General features: G+C 61.8%; 12 protein-coding genes. 8 read left to right on the top strand and 4 right to left on the bottom strand.

The genetic code is table 11. The features are described from left to right. The first annotated feature begins 393 nt into the window (after positions 1–393). Positions 394–1,884 (top strand): SulP family inorganic anion transporter, encoded by a 1,491-nt coding sequence (locus H7R73_RS05425; protein ID WP_103260670.1) that lies wholly within the window; start codon positions 394–396, stop codon positions 1,882–1,884. A gap of 145 nt (positions 1,885–2,029) precedes the next feature. On the opposite strand, the gene H7R73_RS05420 is transcribed toward H7R73_RS05425, so the two are convergent. Continuing rightward, positions 2,030–3,109, bottom strand: a complete 1,080-nt coding sequence (locus H7R73_RS05420; RefSeq protein WP_103260671.1) for an ATP-binding protein — start codon at positions 3,107–3,109, stop codon at positions 2,030–2,032. After that, positions 3,106–3,834: a response regulator gene (locus H7R73_RS05415; RefSeq protein WP_048208200.1), complete on the bottom strand. Its 729-nt coding sequence runs from the start codon at positions 3,832–3,834 to the stop codon at positions 3,106–3,108. The genes H7R73_RS05420 and H7R73_RS05415 overlap by 4 nt, the downstream gene beginning before the upstream one ends. Positions 3,835–3,989: 155 nt before the next feature. Here H7R73_RS05415 and H7R73_RS05410 point away from each other — a divergent pair, with 155 nt between their 5' ends. The 7 genes from H7R73_RS05410 (at position 3,990) to H7R73_RS05380 (ending at position 13,905) form a co-directional block, all read left to right on the top strand. Then, positions 3,990–5,147 (top strand): efflux RND transporter periplasmic adaptor subunit, encoded by a 1,158-nt coding sequence (locus H7R73_RS05410; RefSeq protein ID WP_182951551.1) that lies wholly within the window; start codon positions 3,990–3,992, stop codon positions 5,145–5,147. 14 nt (positions 5,148–5,161) lie between these two features. After that, on the top strand, positions 5,162–8,287 hold the full coding sequence (locus H7R73_RS05405) for a multidrug efflux RND transporter permease subunit (protein ID WP_103260673.1): 3,126 nt from the start codon (positions 5,162–5,164) through the stop codon (positions 8,285–8,287). A 238-nt stretch (positions 8,288–8,525) separates the two neighbouring features. Next, positions 8,526–8,687, top strand: coding sequence for a hypothetical protein (locus H7R73_RS05400; protein WP_182951550.1), 162 nt, complete (start codon positions 8,526–8,528; stop codon positions 8,685–8,687). Between the two features lie 435 nt (positions 8,688–9,122). Continuing rightward, positions 9,123–10,448, top strand: a complete 1,326-nt coding sequence (locus tag H7R73_RS05395; RefSeq protein ID WP_158657352.1) for a putative glycoside hydrolase — start codon at positions 9,123–9,125, stop codon at positions 10,446–10,448. A gap of 61 nt (positions 10,449–10,509) precedes the next feature. Beyond that, the gene (locus H7R73_RS05390; RefSeq protein WP_039041336.1) at positions 10,510–11,799 is read left to right on the top strand and encodes a carbohydrate porin; all 1,290 of its coding nucleotides are present in this window, start codon (positions 10,510–10,512) and stop codon (positions 11,797–11,799) included. Between the two features lie 74 nt (positions 11,800–11,873). Beyond that, a complete protein-coding gene (locus tag H7R73_RS05385; protein ID WP_039041337.1) occupies positions 11,874–12,743 on the top strand; it encodes a MalM family protein in 870 nt (289 codons plus the stop codon). A gap of 139 nt (positions 12,744–12,882) precedes the next feature. Continuing rightward, positions 12,883–13,905 carry a LacI family DNA-binding transcriptional regulator gene (locus H7R73_RS05380; RefSeq protein WP_041201452.1) on the top strand — a complete coding sequence of 341 codons (1,023 nt, stop codon included), beginning with the start codon at positions 12,883–12,885 and terminating at the stop codon, positions 13,903–13,905. Between the two features lie 325 nt (positions 13,906–14,230). On the opposite strand, the gene H7R73_RS05375 is transcribed toward H7R73_RS05380, so the two are convergent. Together H7R73_RS05375 and H7R73_RS05370 are read right to left on the bottom strand one after the other, a co-directional pair. Next, a complete protein-coding gene (locus H7R73_RS05375) occupies positions 14,231–15,562 on the bottom strand; it encodes an ABC transporter substrate-binding protein (RefSeq protein ID WP_182951549.1) in 1,332 nt (443 codons plus the stop codon). Between the two features lie 10 nt (positions 15,563–15,572). Continuing rightward, positions 15,573–17,546, bottom strand: coding sequence for a methyl-accepting chemotaxis protein (locus tag H7R73_RS05370; protein WP_158657353.1), 1,974 nt, complete (start codon positions 17,544–17,546; stop codon positions 15,573–15,575). Positions 17,547–17,561 lie beyond the last annotated feature (15 nt).

Raw genomic sequence — 17,561 nt, 5'->3', positions numbered from 1 at the left:
AGAACTTAACTGCATTAAAATCACGAGTTTTTGCAAAAAACATCGCAATCATATAACAGCACTCGACGGGGAAGGGATAATAAACTTTCCAGATGAGACCTTGGTCACTGACAGGCCGATCGTTTTGTGTCCCGTCCCCCGTTTCTGGCCCTTTACGGGCTTCCCCGGCCTGGCACCGGCTGTTAACATGCGCCCCTTATGCCTGTTATGTGCTCTGGGGTGGCCGTCACGCCGCCCTGACCCTGCCCTGTGCAGCCTCTGCCGCCTGACTCCGGTTATGCCGACCGGTCGGTTTACCCGGCCACCAACAGCCAATGCAACCCTGTGATCCCCGCCATTTCCCCTGATTTGCGGGCCTGTGGCCATGGACCCTCAACGAGCGAGAAAATCCCCATGCTGGAACGTGCAAGACAAGAGTGGTTCTCCAACATACGGGGCGATCTGCTGTCGGGTATCGTCGTCGCCCTGGCGCTGATCCCGGAGGCCATCGCCTTCTCCATCATTGCGGGCGTCGACCCCAAGGTCGGCCTCTATGCCTCCTTCTGCATCGCCGTGGTCATCGCCTTCGTCGGCGGTCGTCCCGGCATGATTTCCGCCGCCACCGGCGCCATGGCGCTCCTGATGGTGACCCTGGTCAGGGAACATGGCCTGCAGTATCTGCTGGCGGCCACCCTGCTCACCGGCCTCTTCCAGATAGCGGCGGGCTACCTCAGGCTCGGCAGCCTGATGCGATTCGTCTCCCGCTCCGTGGTGACCGGCTTCGTCAACGCCCTGGCCATCCTTATCTTCATGGCCCAGCTGCCCGAACTCACCAACGTCACCTGGCTGGTCTACGCCATGACCGCGGCCGGGCTTGGCATCATCTATCTGTTCCCCCTCGTTCCCGTGGTGGGCAAACTGCTCCCCTCCCCCCTGCTGTGCATCGTCATCCTGACGGCGGTGGCCATCACCCTGGGCATCGACATCCGTACCGTGGGCGACATGGGCGAGCTGCCCGATACCCTGCCGGTCTTCCTCTGGCCCGACGTGCCCCTCAATCTGGAGACCCTGGCCATCATCTTCCCCTACTCAGCGGGGCTGGCGGTGGTGGGACTGCTCGAGTCCATGATGACGGCAACCATCGTCGACGAGATGACCGACACCCCAAGCGATCGCAACCGCGAGTGCAAGGGTCAGGGGATCGCCAACATCGGCGCCGGTCTGCTGGGAGGCATGGCGGGGTGCGCCATGATTGGCCAGTCCGTCATCAACATCAAATCCGGTGGCCGCGGCCGCCTCTCCACCTTCGTGGCGGGGACCCTGCTCATCCTGATGGTGGTCTTCATGGATGAGTGGATCCGTCAGATCCCCATGGCAGCCCTGGTAGCCGTGATGAGCATGGTCTCCATCGGCACGTTTTCCTGGGAGTCGGTACGCAACCTGAAGAGCCACCCCCTCTCCACCAATCTGGTGATGGTGACCACCGTCGCCGTGGTGGTCGCGACCCACAACCTGGCACTCGGGGTTTTCGTGGGGGGGCTGCTCGCCTCCCTCTTCTTCGCCCACAAGGTTGCCCGCGTCATGCTGGTCAAGAGCAACAGCGAGCGCAGCGGCGCCGTGCGTACCTATCTGGTGCGGGGCCAGGTCTTCTTTGCCAGCGCCGAGCAGTTCCTGGCCAGTTTCGATTTCAGGGAGGAAGTGGAGAAGGTGGTCATCGACCTGACGCACGCCCACTTCTGGGACATCACCGCCATCACGGCCCTCGACAAGGTGGTCATCAAGTTCCGCCGCGAGGGGAAAGAGGTGGCGGTCATCGGCCTGAACGACGCCAGTGCCACCCTGGTCGATCGCTTTGCCATCCACGACAAACGCCAGGAGGGAGAGCCCCTGCTGGCCGAGCATTGATCCCGGCGCCCCCATGAGGGCGCTGCCTGCAAGCCATAAAAAAAGCCCGTCTCTCACCATGAGATGGGCTTTTTTTGGGCTGTTGGATCACAGTCAACACACGCGCCTCGGCGCGCCCATCCCGAGCCGATGCGGCAACGCGGGGTCATGACCTGCCGTCAGGGTGCAAGAGGGGCCATGAAAGCAGGAACAGGGTGCCGCCCCGCCCGCCGGGTTGGCAAACAGCACTGCCGCCGTGGGCCTCGGCAATGGCCTTGACCACGGCCAGCCCGAGCCCGCTGCCGCCACTCTTGCGTGAGCGTGACGGATCCCCCCGGCGAAACGCCTCGAAGATATGGGCGGCGACCTCCTCGCTGATGCCAGGCCCTTCGTCTTCCACGCTCAGGATGCACTGGGTGCCCGAACGATGCAGGCGCACGGTCAGCATGCCCGGCATCGCGTGCTTCTGGGCATTTTCCAGCAGCGCCATCAGGGCCTGACGGATGCGAAGTGCATCGCAACAGACACAGAGTTCGGCATCGAGCTCCCGTTTGAGGGTGAAACCGCTCGCAGCCAGAGGGGTGGCAAACGCCTCGAGCACCACTGCAAGCTCATCAGCCAGCCTGACCTCTGTTCGTTGCAACTCCAGGTGGCCGCTGTCGTTGAGGCTCAATACCCGCAAGTCTTCGATCAGGTGGGTCAATCCCTCCACCTGGCGCAACAAACCTTCAAAGAGCGCACGCTCTGGCGGAAATACCCCTTCGGCCAGCCCCTGCAATCGGCCACGCAAGATGGTCACCGGGGTGCGCAATTCGTGGGCGATGGCGGCATTCCAGAACTCCCGCTCGCGGGTCATGCTCTGCAGTCGCTCGGCCATGGTGTTGAAGTCCCGCACCAGTTGCGCCGTCTCCCCGATCGCCTGTTCATCCAGCGGCACGCGCGCATCGAGTTTGCCCTCTGCCACCTCTCGCAGGCTGTTCGCCACCGAATTGAGCGGGGTCAGGATGCGCCGAGAGAGGCGCACCGCCACGTACAGCGCCATCCCCAATGCAATAAGAATGGTCGAGCCGATCCAGATCATCTCGACCCTGGATGGCATCCAGCTCTCGGAGATGCTGCCAGGCACATAGGTCACGGCAATGGCGTAGAACACATAGGTGCCGATCACCGCGAGGCAGATGATGCCGAGTGCCATCAGCCCCAGGGAGCGGATGATCTGCCTGCGCAGGCCGGGTGCCGATCTCACGCATCGCCCCCGAAGCGATAGCCGACGCCCCAGACACTGGCGGGCACCCCCTGGATGCCCTGTGCCTCCAGCTTCTTGCGCAGCTTGCTGATGTGGCTGTCCACCGTGCGCTCCTGGGTATCCCCCTCCGGCAGGCAGTGGGTCAGCAGTTCGGCGCGGCTGAACACCCGCTTGGGTGCCCGCATCAGGGAGGCGAGCAACTTGAACTCGGTCAGGGTCAGATCCAGCATCTGCTGCCCCTCATCGCGGCAAATGCTGGCCTCGTGGCTCTCCAGATCGATCTGGAAGGGGCCGACCCGCAGCACCCGGGCCGTGGTCTGCTTCGCAGCCTGGCTGCGTCTGAGCACCGCCTGTACCCGAGCCACCACTTCGGCCGGGTTGAAGGGTTTGACCACATAGTCATCCGCCCCCATGCGCAGCCCCATCAGCTTGTCGAGGTCCTGATCCAGAGCGGTCAGCATGATCACCGGCGTGTCGCCACGGGCCCGGATCTCGCTGAGCACCTGCCAGCCATCGAGCTGCGGCATCTGCACATCCAGCAACAGGAGATCGGGTTTGCATGTCTGGTGCATGGCCAGGGCTTCGCGGCCATCGGCGGCATGCAGGGTGCGCAATCCGTGGCGTTGCAGGTAAGCGGCGAGGATGTCGGCTATCTCGGCTTCATCCTCTGCAATCAGTACCAGTGACTGGGCCGCCGGGTTGGCGGAAGCAGGAAGATACGACATGGTCGGCCTCGAAAATGGTGGGTTTGAACTTTATCACCGCCTCCATGGATTCTCCACAAAGCCTCGAATCATTCGCAATAGCCCCTCTCCATAATGCCCGCTCGATGTGCTCTCGCGGCAACACCATGCCCGGGAGGCGGTTTAACGAGGTGAATATGATGTTTGTCAAACAGCGGTATGCGGGCGCTTTGCTCGCCGTCATTGCCGCATTCGGATTGGCAGGTTGCGATGGGGTGACGCAAGCGCAAGATGCGCCGACCCTTCCTCAGGTGTCGGTGATGACGCTGGCAGGTCAGGACCTGGTCATCAGCGAGGAGCTGCCCGCCCGGGTGGCTGCGGTGCGCAGCGCCGAGATTCGCGCCCAGATCAGCGGCATCGTGCAGCGCCGCCTGTTCGAGCAGGGCGACGAAATCGGCGCAGGCACCGTGCTGTTCCAGATAAATCCGGCCCCCTTCAAGGCAGATGTCGACAGCGCCGCCGCAGCATTGCAGCGCGCGGAGGCCGTGCTGGCCCGCGCCCGTATCCAGATTGACCGTCTGGTGCCGCTGCTGCGCACCGAGGCCATCAGCCGCCAGACCTATGACGATGCTGTCTCCCAGCGTGATCAGGCGGCCGCCGACGTGGCTCAGGCCAGGGCGACCCTGGCCCGGCACCAGCTGAACCTGCAATTTGCCAGCGTGGAAGCCCCCATCGCCGGGCGCATCGATCAGGCGCTGGTGAGTGAAGGGGCCCTAGTGTCCCCCACCGACGCCACTCCCATGGCCAGGATCCAGCAGATCGATCAGGTCTACGTCGATGTGCGTCAACCGGCCTCTGTGCTGGACACCCTGCGCCAGCAAGCTGGCTCGACGACACCGGAACTGGCGGTGGACATCCTCGGCAGCGACGGCAAGCCGCTCGGCATGCAGGGGCACATCCTCTTCTCCGGCATCGAGGTGGATGCCGGGACCGGTGACGTACTGCTGCGGGTACTGGTGGACAACCCGGAGCGGCGGCTCTTGCCCGGCCTCTACGTACAGGCGCGCATTCCCCGTGCCCGCTATGCCAACGCCCTGAGCGTGCCTCAGCAGGCGGTGGTGCGCACATCGGGCCAGACCAGCGTGTGGGTGGTGGATGGCCAGGGGCAGGCACAACTGGTTCCGGTCAACACCGCTGAACTGGTGAATAGCCAGTACCGCATCACGTCCGGGCTCAACGCCGGACAGCGGGTGGTGATCGAGGGGATCGACCGCCTGACCCCGGGGACGCAAGTCATTGCCCATCCCTGGCAATCCCCCGCAGTCAGCCAGCAGGCTGACGCCGGTAACCGTTGAATCGGAGACATTTCATGCCGCAGTTTTTCATTCATCGCCCGGTGTTTGCCTGGGTGATCGCCCTCTTCATCGTGCTGGCGGGGGTCATCGCCATCCCCAAGCTGCCCATCTCCCGCTATCCCTCGGTGGCGCCGGTTTCGGTGACCCTCTATGCCACCTATCCGGGCGCCACGCCGCAGACCCTGAACGATGCGGTGGTGAGCCTTATCGAGCGCGAGCTGTCTGGGGTGAAGAACCTGCTCTACTTCGAGTCGTCGGTAGATGCCTCCGGCAGCGCGCAGATCACCGCCACCTTCAAGCCGGGCACCGATCCGGAGCTGGCCCAGATGGACGTGCAAAACCGCATCAAGGCGGTCGAGCCTCGCTTGCCACAGGCGGTGCGGCAAACCGGCCTGCAGGTGGAGTCCGCCTCGTCCGGCTTTCTGATGATGGTCGGCATGACTTCACCGGATGGCCGCTTCGATGAGGTCGCGCTGAACGACTACATGGCCCGCAATATCGTGCAGGAGCTGCGCCGCATCGACGGCGTGGGGCGAGTGCAACTGTTTGGCGCCGAGCAGGCCATGCGCATCTGGGTGAATCCGGGCAAGCTCGCCGCCTACGGGTTGACCATCAGCGAGGTGGCGCAGGCCATCGAGCAGCAGAACGTGCAGATTGCACCGGGGCGCCTCGGCGACGAACCCGCCCTGCCTGGCCAGCGACTGACGGTTCCCCTCACGGTAGAGGGGCAACTGACCACTCCCGAGGCGTTCGCCGCCATCGTGCTGCGGGCCGGAAGTGATGGCGCCAAGCTGGTGCTGGGTGACGTGGCCCGGGTCGAGCTGGGGGCGCAATCCTACGCCTTTTCCAACCGCGAGAACGGGGTGGCTGCCACCAGCGCCGCCATCCAGCTCTCCCCCGGCGCCAACGCCGTGCGCACCGCCGATGCGGTGCGCACCCGTCTCGCTCAGCTCGCCCCCACTCTGCCGGCGGGCATGGCCTATTCGATCCCGTTCGACTCGGCCCCCTTCGTCAAGGTCTCCATCGACAAGGTGATCCACACCCTGCTGGAAGCCATGGTGCTGGTGTTCCTGGTGATGTTCCTCTTCCTGCAGAACCTGCGCTACACCCTGATCCCGGCCATCGTCGCCCCCATCGCCCTGCTTGGCACCTTCGCGGTGATGCTGCTGGCCGGCTTTTCCATCAACTCCCTGACCATGTTCGGCATGGTGCTGGCCATCGGCATCATCGTCGACGACGCCATCGTGGTGGTGGAGAACGTCGAGCGCCTGATGGCCACCCAGGGGCTATCGCCCCGAGAGGCGACATCGCGGGCCATGAAGGAGATCAGCGGGGCGGTGATCGGCATCACTCTGGTGCTCACGGCGGTGTTCATCCCCATGGCGTTCGGCAGCGGCTCCGTGGGGGTCATCTACCAGCAGTTCACCCTGTCGATGGCGGTCTCGATCCTGATTTCCGCCTTCCTCGCCCTGACCCTGACGCCGGCGCTCTGCGCCACCCTGCTGCGTCCGGTCAGCCCGAGTCACCATGAGAAGCGCGGTTTCTTCGGCGCCTTCAACCGGGGCGTCGAGCGGCTCACCACAGGCTACGGCGTTCGGGTCACCCGGCTGGTCGGGCGCAGCGGACGCGTGATGGCTACCTTCGCCGCCCTCTGCGCCGTGCTGGCCATTGCGGCCACCCAGCTGCCCTCCTCTTTCCTGCCGGACGAGGATCAGGGCTACTTCATGACTTCCATCCAGTTGCCGACCGGCGCCACCAGCGAGCGCACCCTGGCCGTCATCAAGGAGTTCGAGGCCCATGTGGCCTCTCGCGAGGCGCTCGACACCAATCTGGTGGTGCAAGGCTTCAGCTTCTCCGGCGCCGGCCCCAATGCGGCCATGGCCTTCACCATGCTCAAAGACTGGGACCAGCGTCATGGCGCCACGGCCGCCGAAGAGGCAGAGCTGGCACAGGCCGCCATGGCCAACAGCAAGGAAGGCACAGTGATGAGTCTGCTGCCGCCCGCCATCGACGAACTGGGCACCTCTTCGGGTTTCACGCTCTTCCTGCAAGACAGGGCCAACCAGGGGGAAGCCGCGCTGCTGGCCGCCCAGGCGCAACTGCTGGCACTGGCGGCCCAAAGCGAAGTGGTGAGCGATGTCTATCCCGACAGCCTGCCCCCCGGCCAGAGCATTCACCTCGAGATCAACCGGCAGAAGGCCGAGGCCATGGGACTCTCGTTCACCAGCGTGAGCAGCACCCTGTCGGCGGCGATGGGGTCGCTCTACATCAACGACTTTCCCAACGGCGGGCACATGCAGCAGGTCATCCTGCAGGCCGACGCATCGGCGCGCATGCAGCTCGATGACGTACTCGGCCTGCGGGTGCGCAATGCCAGCGGCGGCATGGTGCCCCTGCGGGAGGTGGTGACGCCGACCTGGCGCCAGTCGCCGCAACAGATGATGCGCTTCGAGGGCTTCCCCGCCGTGCGTCTCTCCGGGAGTGCCGCCCCCGGGGTGTCCAGTGGCGCCGCGATGGCGGAAATGGATCGCCTGGTGGCGCAATTGCCGCCAGGCTTCGCCCTGGCCTGGACGGGACAGTCGCTGCAGGAGCGCCAGTCGGCGGCCGAGGCCCCCCTGCTGATGCTGCTGTCGGCGCTGGTGGTCTTCCTGGTGCTGGCCGCGCTCTACGAGAGCTGGTCCATTCCGCTCTCCGTGATGCTGGTGGTCCCCCTGGGCCTGCTCGGCGCCGTGGCGGCGGTGATGCTGCGCGGCATGCCCAACGACGTCTTCTTCAAGGTGGGCATGATCACCATCATCGGTCTGTCGGCCAAGAACGCCATCCTCATCGTGGAGTTTGCCCGCCAGTTGCACGGCGAAGGGCGCTCGCTGCTTGACGCTGCGGTGACCGCCGCCCGCCTGCGCCTGCGCCCCATCCTGATGACGTCGCTCGCCTTCACCCTCGGCGTGGTGCCGCTGATGCTTGCCAGTGGTGCCAGCGCGGAGACCCAGCATGCCATCGGCACCGGCGTGTTCGGCGGCATGATCAGCGGCACCCTGCTGGCCATCTTCTTCGTGCCGGTCTTTTTTGTCTTCGTCATCGGCACCCAGGCGCGCATTCAGGCCTGGCGGGCACAGCGAGCACAGCACCGATCATGCTGACCGCTGTGCGGGTTTGCTGGCCCTGGGGAGGCGATGATCATGCAATGCATGCCTGGCACCATTCTGCGTTCCTTCGAAGAGGATGAGCGCGCCATGGTGCCGGACCTGTGGTTCATGGCCGATGCTGCGGGGGTGGCCTTATCGCGGGTTACCTCTCCAGGGTTTGTGACCAGCCCTCCGTCGCCGGTGCATCCTTGGTCTTCTCCAAGATGGCGATCTGCTATCTGGCACAGGGGGCTTGCATCATCCAGGGTCGGTGCCGACCCTGCAGGAACCCGGCCTCAACATCGCTCTGACGGCCGACTCCCTTGGCCTCATCGACTGCATGCTGTCTGCCATCACCAGTCAAGGCTGGACACTCCTGGTGCCTGAACCGCTGGAGAGGCCCCCGCAAGGTTGATGACACCCTGGTTCTCATGCAATACACCATGAAATCGAAGTCAATTTAAGTGTTACTCAGAAATCGACACATCGCAATCACCTCAGATACATTGCAGATCTACTCCGAAACTTTCCCTCTGATCGTCAGTCTCAAGAGAAAAATAAAATAAATCATTAAAAACAACATCATAAACTCTTTTCATTTAAAGATAACTCTTTCTTGCACATCCCATCAGCTGGTCGTCAGGACACGTTTTCTGTGATTTGAAACACAAACTTTGATCATCACAGGGGATAAGCATTGCATTGGAAATCGATTTCAAGAAAATGAAGCCAGCATGATTTGTCTTGGCATCGATTGCATAGCGTCTGTTTGAGTCTTGACGGTTCATCGCGGTGGATATTTTTCCCATTGATTGGAGTGGTCAGTATGAATGCATCAAAAAAAGGACTTTTGGCGTCGTTGATCGCCGCTGCCCTGCTTGGCGGGTGTGGTGGGGCCGATAATATCGACTCGAATAGTGGCAACACCGGTGGTAATAACGGTGGCGACAACGGTGGCACCACGCCCCCTGGCGACAGCACCCTGATCCTGTTCGGGGTCGGTGCCAATGGGGGTACAACCCCCAGCATCCAGTCAGAGAAGGACAACTGGAGCTTGCAACCGGTCACCGCTTCTCCCGTCGCCATGACCAGCATCAGCGCCGTGCTCATCAACAATGCCGGTACCGATGACACCGCCGATGTGCAGGTAGCCGGTGACGGAGATGGCACCTTCATGCTCAAATCCGCCACCCCTCTGAACCTGAGCAAATACGCCTCCGGTTTCATCGAGTTCCAGCTGCGGACCAAGAGCAAGGTGCCGGAAGTGCTCAATGCCTCCATCGACAACGAGTATCCCAACCGCAGCAGCCTGCCCATTGCCAGCGCCCTGACCGGTTCCGGCGACTGGGAAACGCTCACGCTGCCCATCAACTGCATGAAGCCCTTCCCCGGTGCCACGGCCATCAACCTCGCCACTGTGGGCACACCGTTCCACCTGGCCACCAAGGAAGCCTTCAACTACGAAATCACCAACATCAAGTACCTGCTCACCACCTCGGCCAAGCCCGTTGTCGACCCGGTCACCTGTGAAGCGCCTGGCGGCGCTACCGACCCGGGCACAGACCCAGGCACCGACCCGGGAACCGATCCCGGTACCGATCCAGGTACCAATCCGGACACAGGCTCCGGCGTCAACAATGCCCCCGCGCTGGTGGCCACCGATGCCGCACTCTACTACTCCGGTGACAAGAGCCAGGCCTTGGACCGCAGCGCCGATTACCCGGCAGCCAGCTTCGGCGGCACCCTGACCGATGAAAACCAGGTCATCACCATGGACCTGCCAGGCAATGGCGCCGCCTTCCTCGGGACCGACAGCACCAATGGGGATCTCTCCGCCTATCAGGACGGCGCCATGCTGCTCGACCTGAAAGTCTCCAGCTACGGTGACTCCCCCAACATCCAGATCCGCATGGACGGTACCGCAGGCCCGGACTTTGGCACCTTCTTCACCATGGACAGCAACATCGTGCCCGATGACGACACCTGGTACCGCTGCATCCTGCCGGTCGCCTCTCTCATTCCGGCGGCCAACACAGGCTCGGTGCAAAAGGCGCTCTACCTGAGCGGGGCCTGGGACTCCATGGCCGGTCTGCGCTTCGCCTTCACCAACGTGGCCCTGAAAACAGCCATCCCGGCAGACTTTGACAGCAATCAGCCCTGCCAGCAGATCAAGTGACAAGGCATTGAATCTTCGAGAAATCGATTGAAAATAATTTTCTACGGATTGGAGCAATAAGATGAAATTGAAGTCACTCGCCTTGTTTGTCGGGGCATGTTGCGGGCTGGCAGTGCCCGCAGTATCGAATGCCGCCGAGAGTTTTGGCTTCCACGGTTATATTCGTGCCGGCTCGATGTTTGACGCCAAGGACAACTTCGCCAAGGCGGGGTACGAATATGAGATGGACAAGACCATGGGGCGCCTGGGCTCCGAGCTGGACAACAGCTGGGAAGCGGGCCTGAACAAGTTGTGGGATCTGGGCAGCAACAAGTCGGTCAACATCCACTTCAAGGTGGAGTCCGATGCCGATGGCCTGCAAACCCGTGCCGCGCCTCGCGAAAGCGGTGTATCAGAAACCTATGTGGAGCTGGGTGGCATCACCCCGACCGGGACCATGTGGGGTGGCCTGCGCTATTACGACCGCGAGAACTACATCTGGACCACCGACTATTTCTACACGGACTACTCGGGAACCGGCGTCGGCATCAAAGCCATGGAGATGGCGGGTGGCAAGTGGGATTTTGCCTATATCAACAGCAACGACACCAGCCACTCCGACCGCGCCAATGGCACTGAAGCCACCATGCACACCCTCCACACCAGCGCCCTCTACGGTGCCTGGGACATGGAGATCGCACTCAAGCAGATGCCCAGCAACGAGTTCACCGGCGACAACAAGCAATATGCGACCAAGGGGGCAGAAGGAACCGTCATCTATTCCCGCGACGACTTCTTCTTCATGCCGGGGGGCTTCTCCAAGTTCATCGCCCAGGCAGGACGTGGGCTGGGTTCAGGGGACTTGCTGGGTGCCAACCTGACCAATACCGCCATGTATCGCAAGGGCTCCCTGTATCAGAAGACACTGCAGGACAAGGCGGATGGCTATAAACCCTACCAGTCCAAGGTGATGGAAGGCGATCAATCCTACCGCCTCTTCCTCTGGGGTGGCTGGTATGGCGCCAATATTCATCTGCTGCCGACCCTCTCCTACCAGTACAACGACTACGAGCTGGGTGGCCATGATTCCTGGTATGCCGCATCTCTGCGCCCGGTATTCCCGATCAATGAGTTCTTCTCCATCCAGACGGAAGTCGGATATGTGAAAAACAACCTGATCATCGACAACGTCGAACGGGGTGGCACCTCTCACAAGGTCAGCATAGTGCCGACCTTCACCGTCAATACCGGCATGGGGCCCTCACCGGAGATCCGCATTCTGACGACCTATGTCGATCACAACAACGAGACCCCCTGGCAGGAAGACCGGGAAGATTTCCTGGTCGGTGTACAGGCGGACATGTGGTGGTAGGTTAGGTCGCGATACTTATCTGCACTATAATCTCGGGTCCCTTGGGGGACCCGCATTGCATACGAGGAAACACGATGAAGGGAACGAAGCAGTGTCTGCCTTTCCTGGTCAGTCTGCTGATGGCCGGATGCGCCGGCATGGGCCCGGAGCATTCGCCAGGATCGGCAGTCTCCGCCCTGCAGCAACAGGTTGAACAAGGTCGGGAACAATTGTCGAACAAGGTGGCGGTCGAGTCGTTCAAGGAACTTCGCTTCCAGTCCCTCGGGCAGGAGAGCCGCTGGGTCGATGTGAGCACCGACAGCCAGGTCTATGCATTTGATTCAGGCAAAAGCTATGTAATGGCCTTCTCGCTGCCCGAAGTCAGCCAGGCGACTCGCGTCAAAATAACCATTCCGGTCGACTATACCGTCTTCCTGCCTAGCATCCTGTTGCTGGACGAGCAATACAACGCCGTTCAAACCATTCCCGGTTCCACATTCAGTTATGACGGTCGTTCGTTAATTTCAGGGCAGAACATTCAGGGGGAATTCACCATTCCAGCCCCCATCGGCAGCGCTCGGGCCGCCTATATGGTGATCTATTCCACGGCGAAGGACATGCAGGGCAGTACCCGGCTCAACCCGGACGATCTCCAGCGCGCCATGCAATATGATCGCACCACGGATGTCGCCCGCCTCATCAATGTGGAAGTGCCTCACTCTGCTACCGGACGCCTATATTTGACGCTGGACGCAGAGCCTGCTGCAAATGCGACGCAGATCGCAAAAACCATATCGCCCGTGATGGTCTCACCCGATAAATCGTTGGGTGAACTGGATTATTATCAGCATATTCGCACTGCCGTTCAGAGCAAAAACTATGAGCAGGCGCTCGCCTGGGTCAAAGCCGCCGAGCAAGCCGGTTTTACCAAGGCAAAAGAGGTCTTTTTTGCCGCCCAGCAGTAGCATTCCCTCCCCTGGCAAGGCGCATCATCGCTTGTCACCACCAGGGGAAACGGGTATCCTAACTTGCTGATTTATTAAGAAGATATTCATATAACACTGGCCATGACCAGGGGTTTTCACAGTCGAGTACGGAGGGGGGATGTCGAAGTCAGCTCAGGAGAAAAAAGCCACTGTCTATGATATCGCCCGCCGAGCCGGTGTCTCGGCAAGCACTGTATCCCGGATATTGAACGGCTCGGCCAAAGTGGCCGCAGATAAACGTCAGGCGGTGGAAGATGCCATTCAGGAATTGAATTTTCGTCCCAACCTGATGGCGCAATATTTGAAAACGGGTCAGTCCATGACCCTGGGTGTTTTGACCCAACATGTGGAGAGTCCATTTTCCAACGAAATGTTGCGGGGTGTTGAACACACTCTTCAGGGCATGGAGTATGTGCCGCTGATTGTCAGCGGTCACTGGAATGCGGAAGAAGAAGTTGAGCGGTTGCGTCTGCTGGTGGCCCGACGGGTTGATGGCCTTATTATTTTGACCGGCCACGTCAATCAGCAAACACTGCTCGAGTTTTCCCAGCAAATACCGATTGTGGCCACAGGTCACAATATCATGACCGAGCGGGTACACTCCTTCAGCATCAATAACCGGCTGGGTGGCTACATGGCGACTCGCTATTTATTGGATCTGGGTCATCGTGACATCGCCCATATCGTCGGTTTACCGGATCATAACGATGCCATCGAGCGTCATCATGGCTATCGCCAGGCCCTGGTGAGCGCAGGTATCGAATATGACCCCTCCCTGGTCATCCAGGGGGATTTCGCCGAGGTCGGCGGGCTCAATGCCGTCAAGAAGCTGGTGGAGAGCGGCCGGAAATTCTCCGCCATCTTCTGCGCCAACGATCAGACCTGTTACGGGGCCATTCTGGGGCTCAAGCAGTGCGGCTTGCGGGTGCCTGAGGATGTCTCTCTCATCGGTTTTGACGACCTACCCTTCTCTACTTATTCCAACCCGCCATTGACCACGGTACGCCAGCCCATCTACGAGATGGGGGTCAAGATGGTCAAGACTCTGTTGGGTTTGATCGAGAACACGGAGCTGAACTCGGACGAACTGCCCGAGTTGAGCATTGTGGTGCGTGATACCACACTGCCGTACAAGGGGTGAACACAGACCGGGGCGGTTCCCTGCGCAGCATCAGATCCCAGCACAGCATCAGCGCAAAGCGGCCTTCGGGCCGTTTTCTTTTGTCAGCCGCCAGCCCAGCGAATGACTTGCCCCTGCTGTGTCCTCCACCTTGACTCTCTGACATAGCACAGACACCACACACAACCTGGCGTCCCTCTTCTGCGGGCCCTCAATCCGGCCTGGCCCCATGACACCAGCCAAAGCCTGGCAATCACAACCCGATGAACCCGGTCGACCTGAATGAAACAAGGCGCCTGAAGGCGCCTTGGGGAGTGTGCAGATCCCTGCGGGAGCGTGGCCACTGTCAAGGCGCTGCGAAGGGGGATTCCGTCCCGGTGGGCGCGCTGGTTGCCAGCGTGGGGAGAGGCTCGTCCGCTTCACACAGACTGGCTCTTCTCGTGGCCGCCTTCTGGGGGGGATACCAGCTTGCCAACCCCTGCTGGATGCGCGCGGCGGCCGCTTCCGGCGTCATGGTGCCGAGCACCACGGATTGCGACACCTCCGCAAGCTCTGTGGTAAGCGATGGCTCACCCCGGGTGAGGAACTGCGCCCCCAGACGCAAGGTGGAATCGCAGGTATCCCGCCAGCCCATCATGGTGCTCGCCACCGGATCCTTGAGCTCGAAGAAGTGATTGGAGAGGGAGAAAAAGCCGGGCACCGAATTGGAGAAACGCTCGGCAAAGTCGGCGCTAGCCATCCACTCCACCAGTTTCAGGGCGGCCTCCTTGTTCGGGCTGGCGGCATTGATGCCGATCCCCATGTCGGTGTGATCGGTGAAATAGCAGGTGTCCCCCTCCCGCGCGACAGGGGGCGGGAAGGCACCAAAATTGACCTTGCCGGTGAACTGGGCAAGCGACCAGGAGCCCGCCACTATCATGGCGGCCTTGCCCGCGGCAAAGTCATCCACCGCCTGTGCTTCGGTGGCATCGGCTGGATGATCCCCTATATAGGGCCGCCAGCTCGCCAGCTCACGAAACGCCGCCACATAAGGGGCATCGGTCACTCGCGCCTGACCGTTGATCAGCGCCAGGCGGCCATCTTCCCCATGCCAGTAATTGGGACCGATATTCTGATAACCAAGCTCGGAGACCACCCAGCTGTCGTGAGCCGCCAGCGCCAGCGGCAGATAGCGGCCATCCTGCTTCACCTTCTCCAGCACGGCGAAGAAGTCGGCACGGGTTCGCGGCGGTGTCAGCCCAAGGGCGTTGAAGATATCGACATTGAAGTAGAAACCCTGGATCACGGAGGCAATGGGCAGGCAGAAGGTCTGGGCCCCGGAGTCGGTCTGCCAGGCGGCCTTGGCAAAGCTCGGGAAGCTCTCCATCCCAGGCAGGTCCGTCAGATCCAGCAGATGCCCCTGCTGGAACAGCCGCAGGGACTGATCATAAGGACGGCAAGTGATGAGATCCCCTGCCTTCCCCGCCGCCAGCCGCTCGGCAAGCTCCCGATCGTAATCCGCCGAGCGCTGCGAATGCAGCTTAAGGGTGATCTCGGGATGGATCGCCTGAAAACGGGGCAGAAACTGCTCCTTCCAGAGCGCCTCGTCATCCACGCGCCAGGTTTCCAGCACCAGCTCCTGGGATACCGCCGCCGTACTCAGCCCCCAGACCAGCAGGGCACTCACAGATTTCCACATCGCCTCTCTCCTACACCTTGAAACGGGCCACCAGACTCTGCTGCTGGCTGGCCAGCCCCGACAACACCTCACCACTGCTCGCCGATACCCGGGACGCCAGCTCGGTCTCGTGAGCCACGTCTGCGATGGCCGCCACGTGCTGGGCCACTCCCTGACTCACCGAAATCTGCTCCGCTGCGGCATAAGCCATGTGATCCGCAATCTCCTTGATGGCCTCCATGCGCGAGGCGATCCCCGCCAGGGCACTTTCGACATCCCGGGTCTGCTGCACACTCTGCTGGGTCTGCTCATGGCTCTGGGCCATCACGCTCGCCACATCGCGGGCGCATCCCTGCAGGTTGTCGATCATCACCTGGATCTCCTGGGTCGCCCCTTGTGAACGGGTAGCCAGCGCCCGCACCTCCTCGGCCACCACGGCAAAGCCCCGCCCGGCCTCCCCGGCACGGGCCGCTTCGATGGCCGCATTGAGGGCCAGCAGGTTGGTCTGTTCAGCCATGCCACGGATCACCTCGAGAATGTTGCCAATGTTGCTGCTGTAGCCTTCGAGCTTGCGGGTGATCGCCATGGCCCCGGCGATGTCGGTCGCCAGTTGCTCGATGCCATCCCGATTGGCCTGCATCAGATGACGTCCGCGCCGGCTCTCGTCATTGGCCTCCCCCACCTCCCGACGAACATGATCGCTCGAGCGCGCCACTTCGGTCGCACTGGTCTCCAGCTCGAAGATGGCGGCCGCCACCTGATCGGTCTGGGCCTTCTGCGCCTGCACCTGCGACATCACCTGCTCGCCGATCTCCGCGGTCTTGCGCGTCTCGCTCACCAGGTACTCAGAGCCGGTCTGGACCTCCATCAGGAGCGTCTTGGTATGGTGGGCCAGCTGGTCGATGGAGTTCGCAACCTCACCAAGCTCGTTCCTGGCGGGGTAGCGAACCCGCAGCGTCATGTCCCCTTGTGCCATCAGACCGAGAACCCGATTGATCCGCACCAGCGGCACCTGGATGCTGCGGGCTGAACTCCAGGCAACAATGAGGGCGATGAGCACGGAACACAGGGCCACCATCACGATCCAGGTGCGGGCGCTGTCAACCGCGACGTCGGCACTCAGCCTGTCCTCCTGCATGCTCTGGTTGCTGATGGCGATAAGCCTGTCCAGGACCTCCCCCAGTTGCTGGCTCTGCGCCTCCTGCTGTTCACGCAAGCCATGGAGTTGCTGGCTGATTTGCTGACGGCGCACCAGGGTGGCAATCAGCCCCTTGTCGCCAAATACCAGTTGGGGAATGCGCGCCACATGGCGGGTGAACCTGGCCTTGACGTCATCGGGGACAACAATCCGCTCCAGACGCTGGTTCGCAATGTCGATGTCTTTGGCCAGCACCCCCTGTAGCGCCACCAGATCCGTGTTGCCGTCGGCACGCAGGATCAGCTTGAGATCCCGTGCAATACCGCTGGTGATGAGCTCCGCCTTGTTCTGCAAAGAGCGCCGACCCGCCGTGTAACGCACCAGCAGGTCTGCCGCCGAACGGTAGTTGTCGTCCAGGTGCAGCAGCTCGCTCCGCATCCGTGCGAGCAACCGTTCCAGCTCGACCGACTCTTCGTGCAGGCTCATCAACTGCTCAGAGAGGGTAAACAGCCGGGGGGCCTGGTCGGTGACCCGGGCGAGTTGCCGCTCACTCTCGGTATCGAGTGTCAGGGCCGCGAATGCCTTGATGTGCTGCTCATAGCGGACCTTGTCATGGGCAACACGCTGACGGGACTCGGGGAACGCCGACGTATCCCGGATGGCGAGATGCGCCAGGCTGTCCCTGTCAGCCATCAGCAACGCGGCGCGCAGCCGGCTGGCGGTCAGGGCCTGAGGCGTCGCCTCCTCGGTCACCTGCTGGAAACGACCGTGAATGGAGGTCGTCTTCAGGTAACTAATGGCCCCGAGCAATAGCAACAGGACCAGCAGCAGCGTAAAGCCCAATCTGATCCGCTGTACGATCGACATCCTTCTCTCCCACCT

This window comes from Aeromonas sp. WP2-W18-CRE-05 (genome assembly GCF_014168615.1).
In the GTDB taxonomy this organism is placed as follows: domain Bacteria; phylum Pseudomonadota; class Gammaproteobacteria; order Enterobacterales; family Aeromonadaceae; genus Aeromonas; species Aeromonas caviae.
Note: the sequence above shows the minus strand (reverse complement) of the source record. Positions and strands in the feature narration are given on the sequence as shown.

Bases quoted from the DNA above. Each gene is read 5' to 3' on its own strand.
- H7R73_RS05410 (WP_182951551.1), top strand. From the start codon at position 3,990: ATGATGTTTGTCAAACAGCGGTATGCGGGCGCTTTGCTCGCCGTCATT.
- H7R73_RS05415 (WP_048208200.1), bottom strand. From the start codon at position 3,834: ATGTCGTATCTTCCTGCTTCCGCCAACCCGGCGGCCCAGTCACTGGTA.
- H7R73_RS05405 (WP_103260673.1), top strand. From the start codon at position 5,162: ATGCCGCAGTTTTTCATTCATCGCCCGGTGTTTGCCTGGGTGATCGCC.
- H7R73_RS05390 (WP_039041336.1), top strand. From the start codon at position 10,510: ATGAAATTGAAGTCACTCGCCTTGTTTGTCGGGGCATGTTGCGGGCTG.
- H7R73_RS05380 (WP_041201452.1), top strand. From the start codon at position 12,883: ATGTCGAAGTCAGCTCAGGAGAAAAAAGCCACTGTCTATGATATCGCC.
- H7R73_RS05385 (WP_039041337.1), top strand. From the start codon at position 11,874: ATGAAGGGAACGAAGCAGTGTCTGCCTTTCCTGGTCAGTCTGCTGATG.
- H7R73_RS05425 (WP_103260670.1), top strand. From the start codon at position 394: ATGCTGGAACGTGCAAGACAAGAGTGGTTCTCCAACATACGGGGCGAT.
- H7R73_RS05375 (WP_182951549.1), bottom strand. From the start codon at position 15,562: ATGTGGAAATCTGTGAGTGCCCTGCTGGTCTGGGGGCTGAGTACGGCG.
- H7R73_RS05370 (WP_158657353.1), bottom strand. From the start codon at position 17,546: ATGTCGATCGTACAGCGGATCAGATTGGGCTTTACGCTGCTGCTGGTC.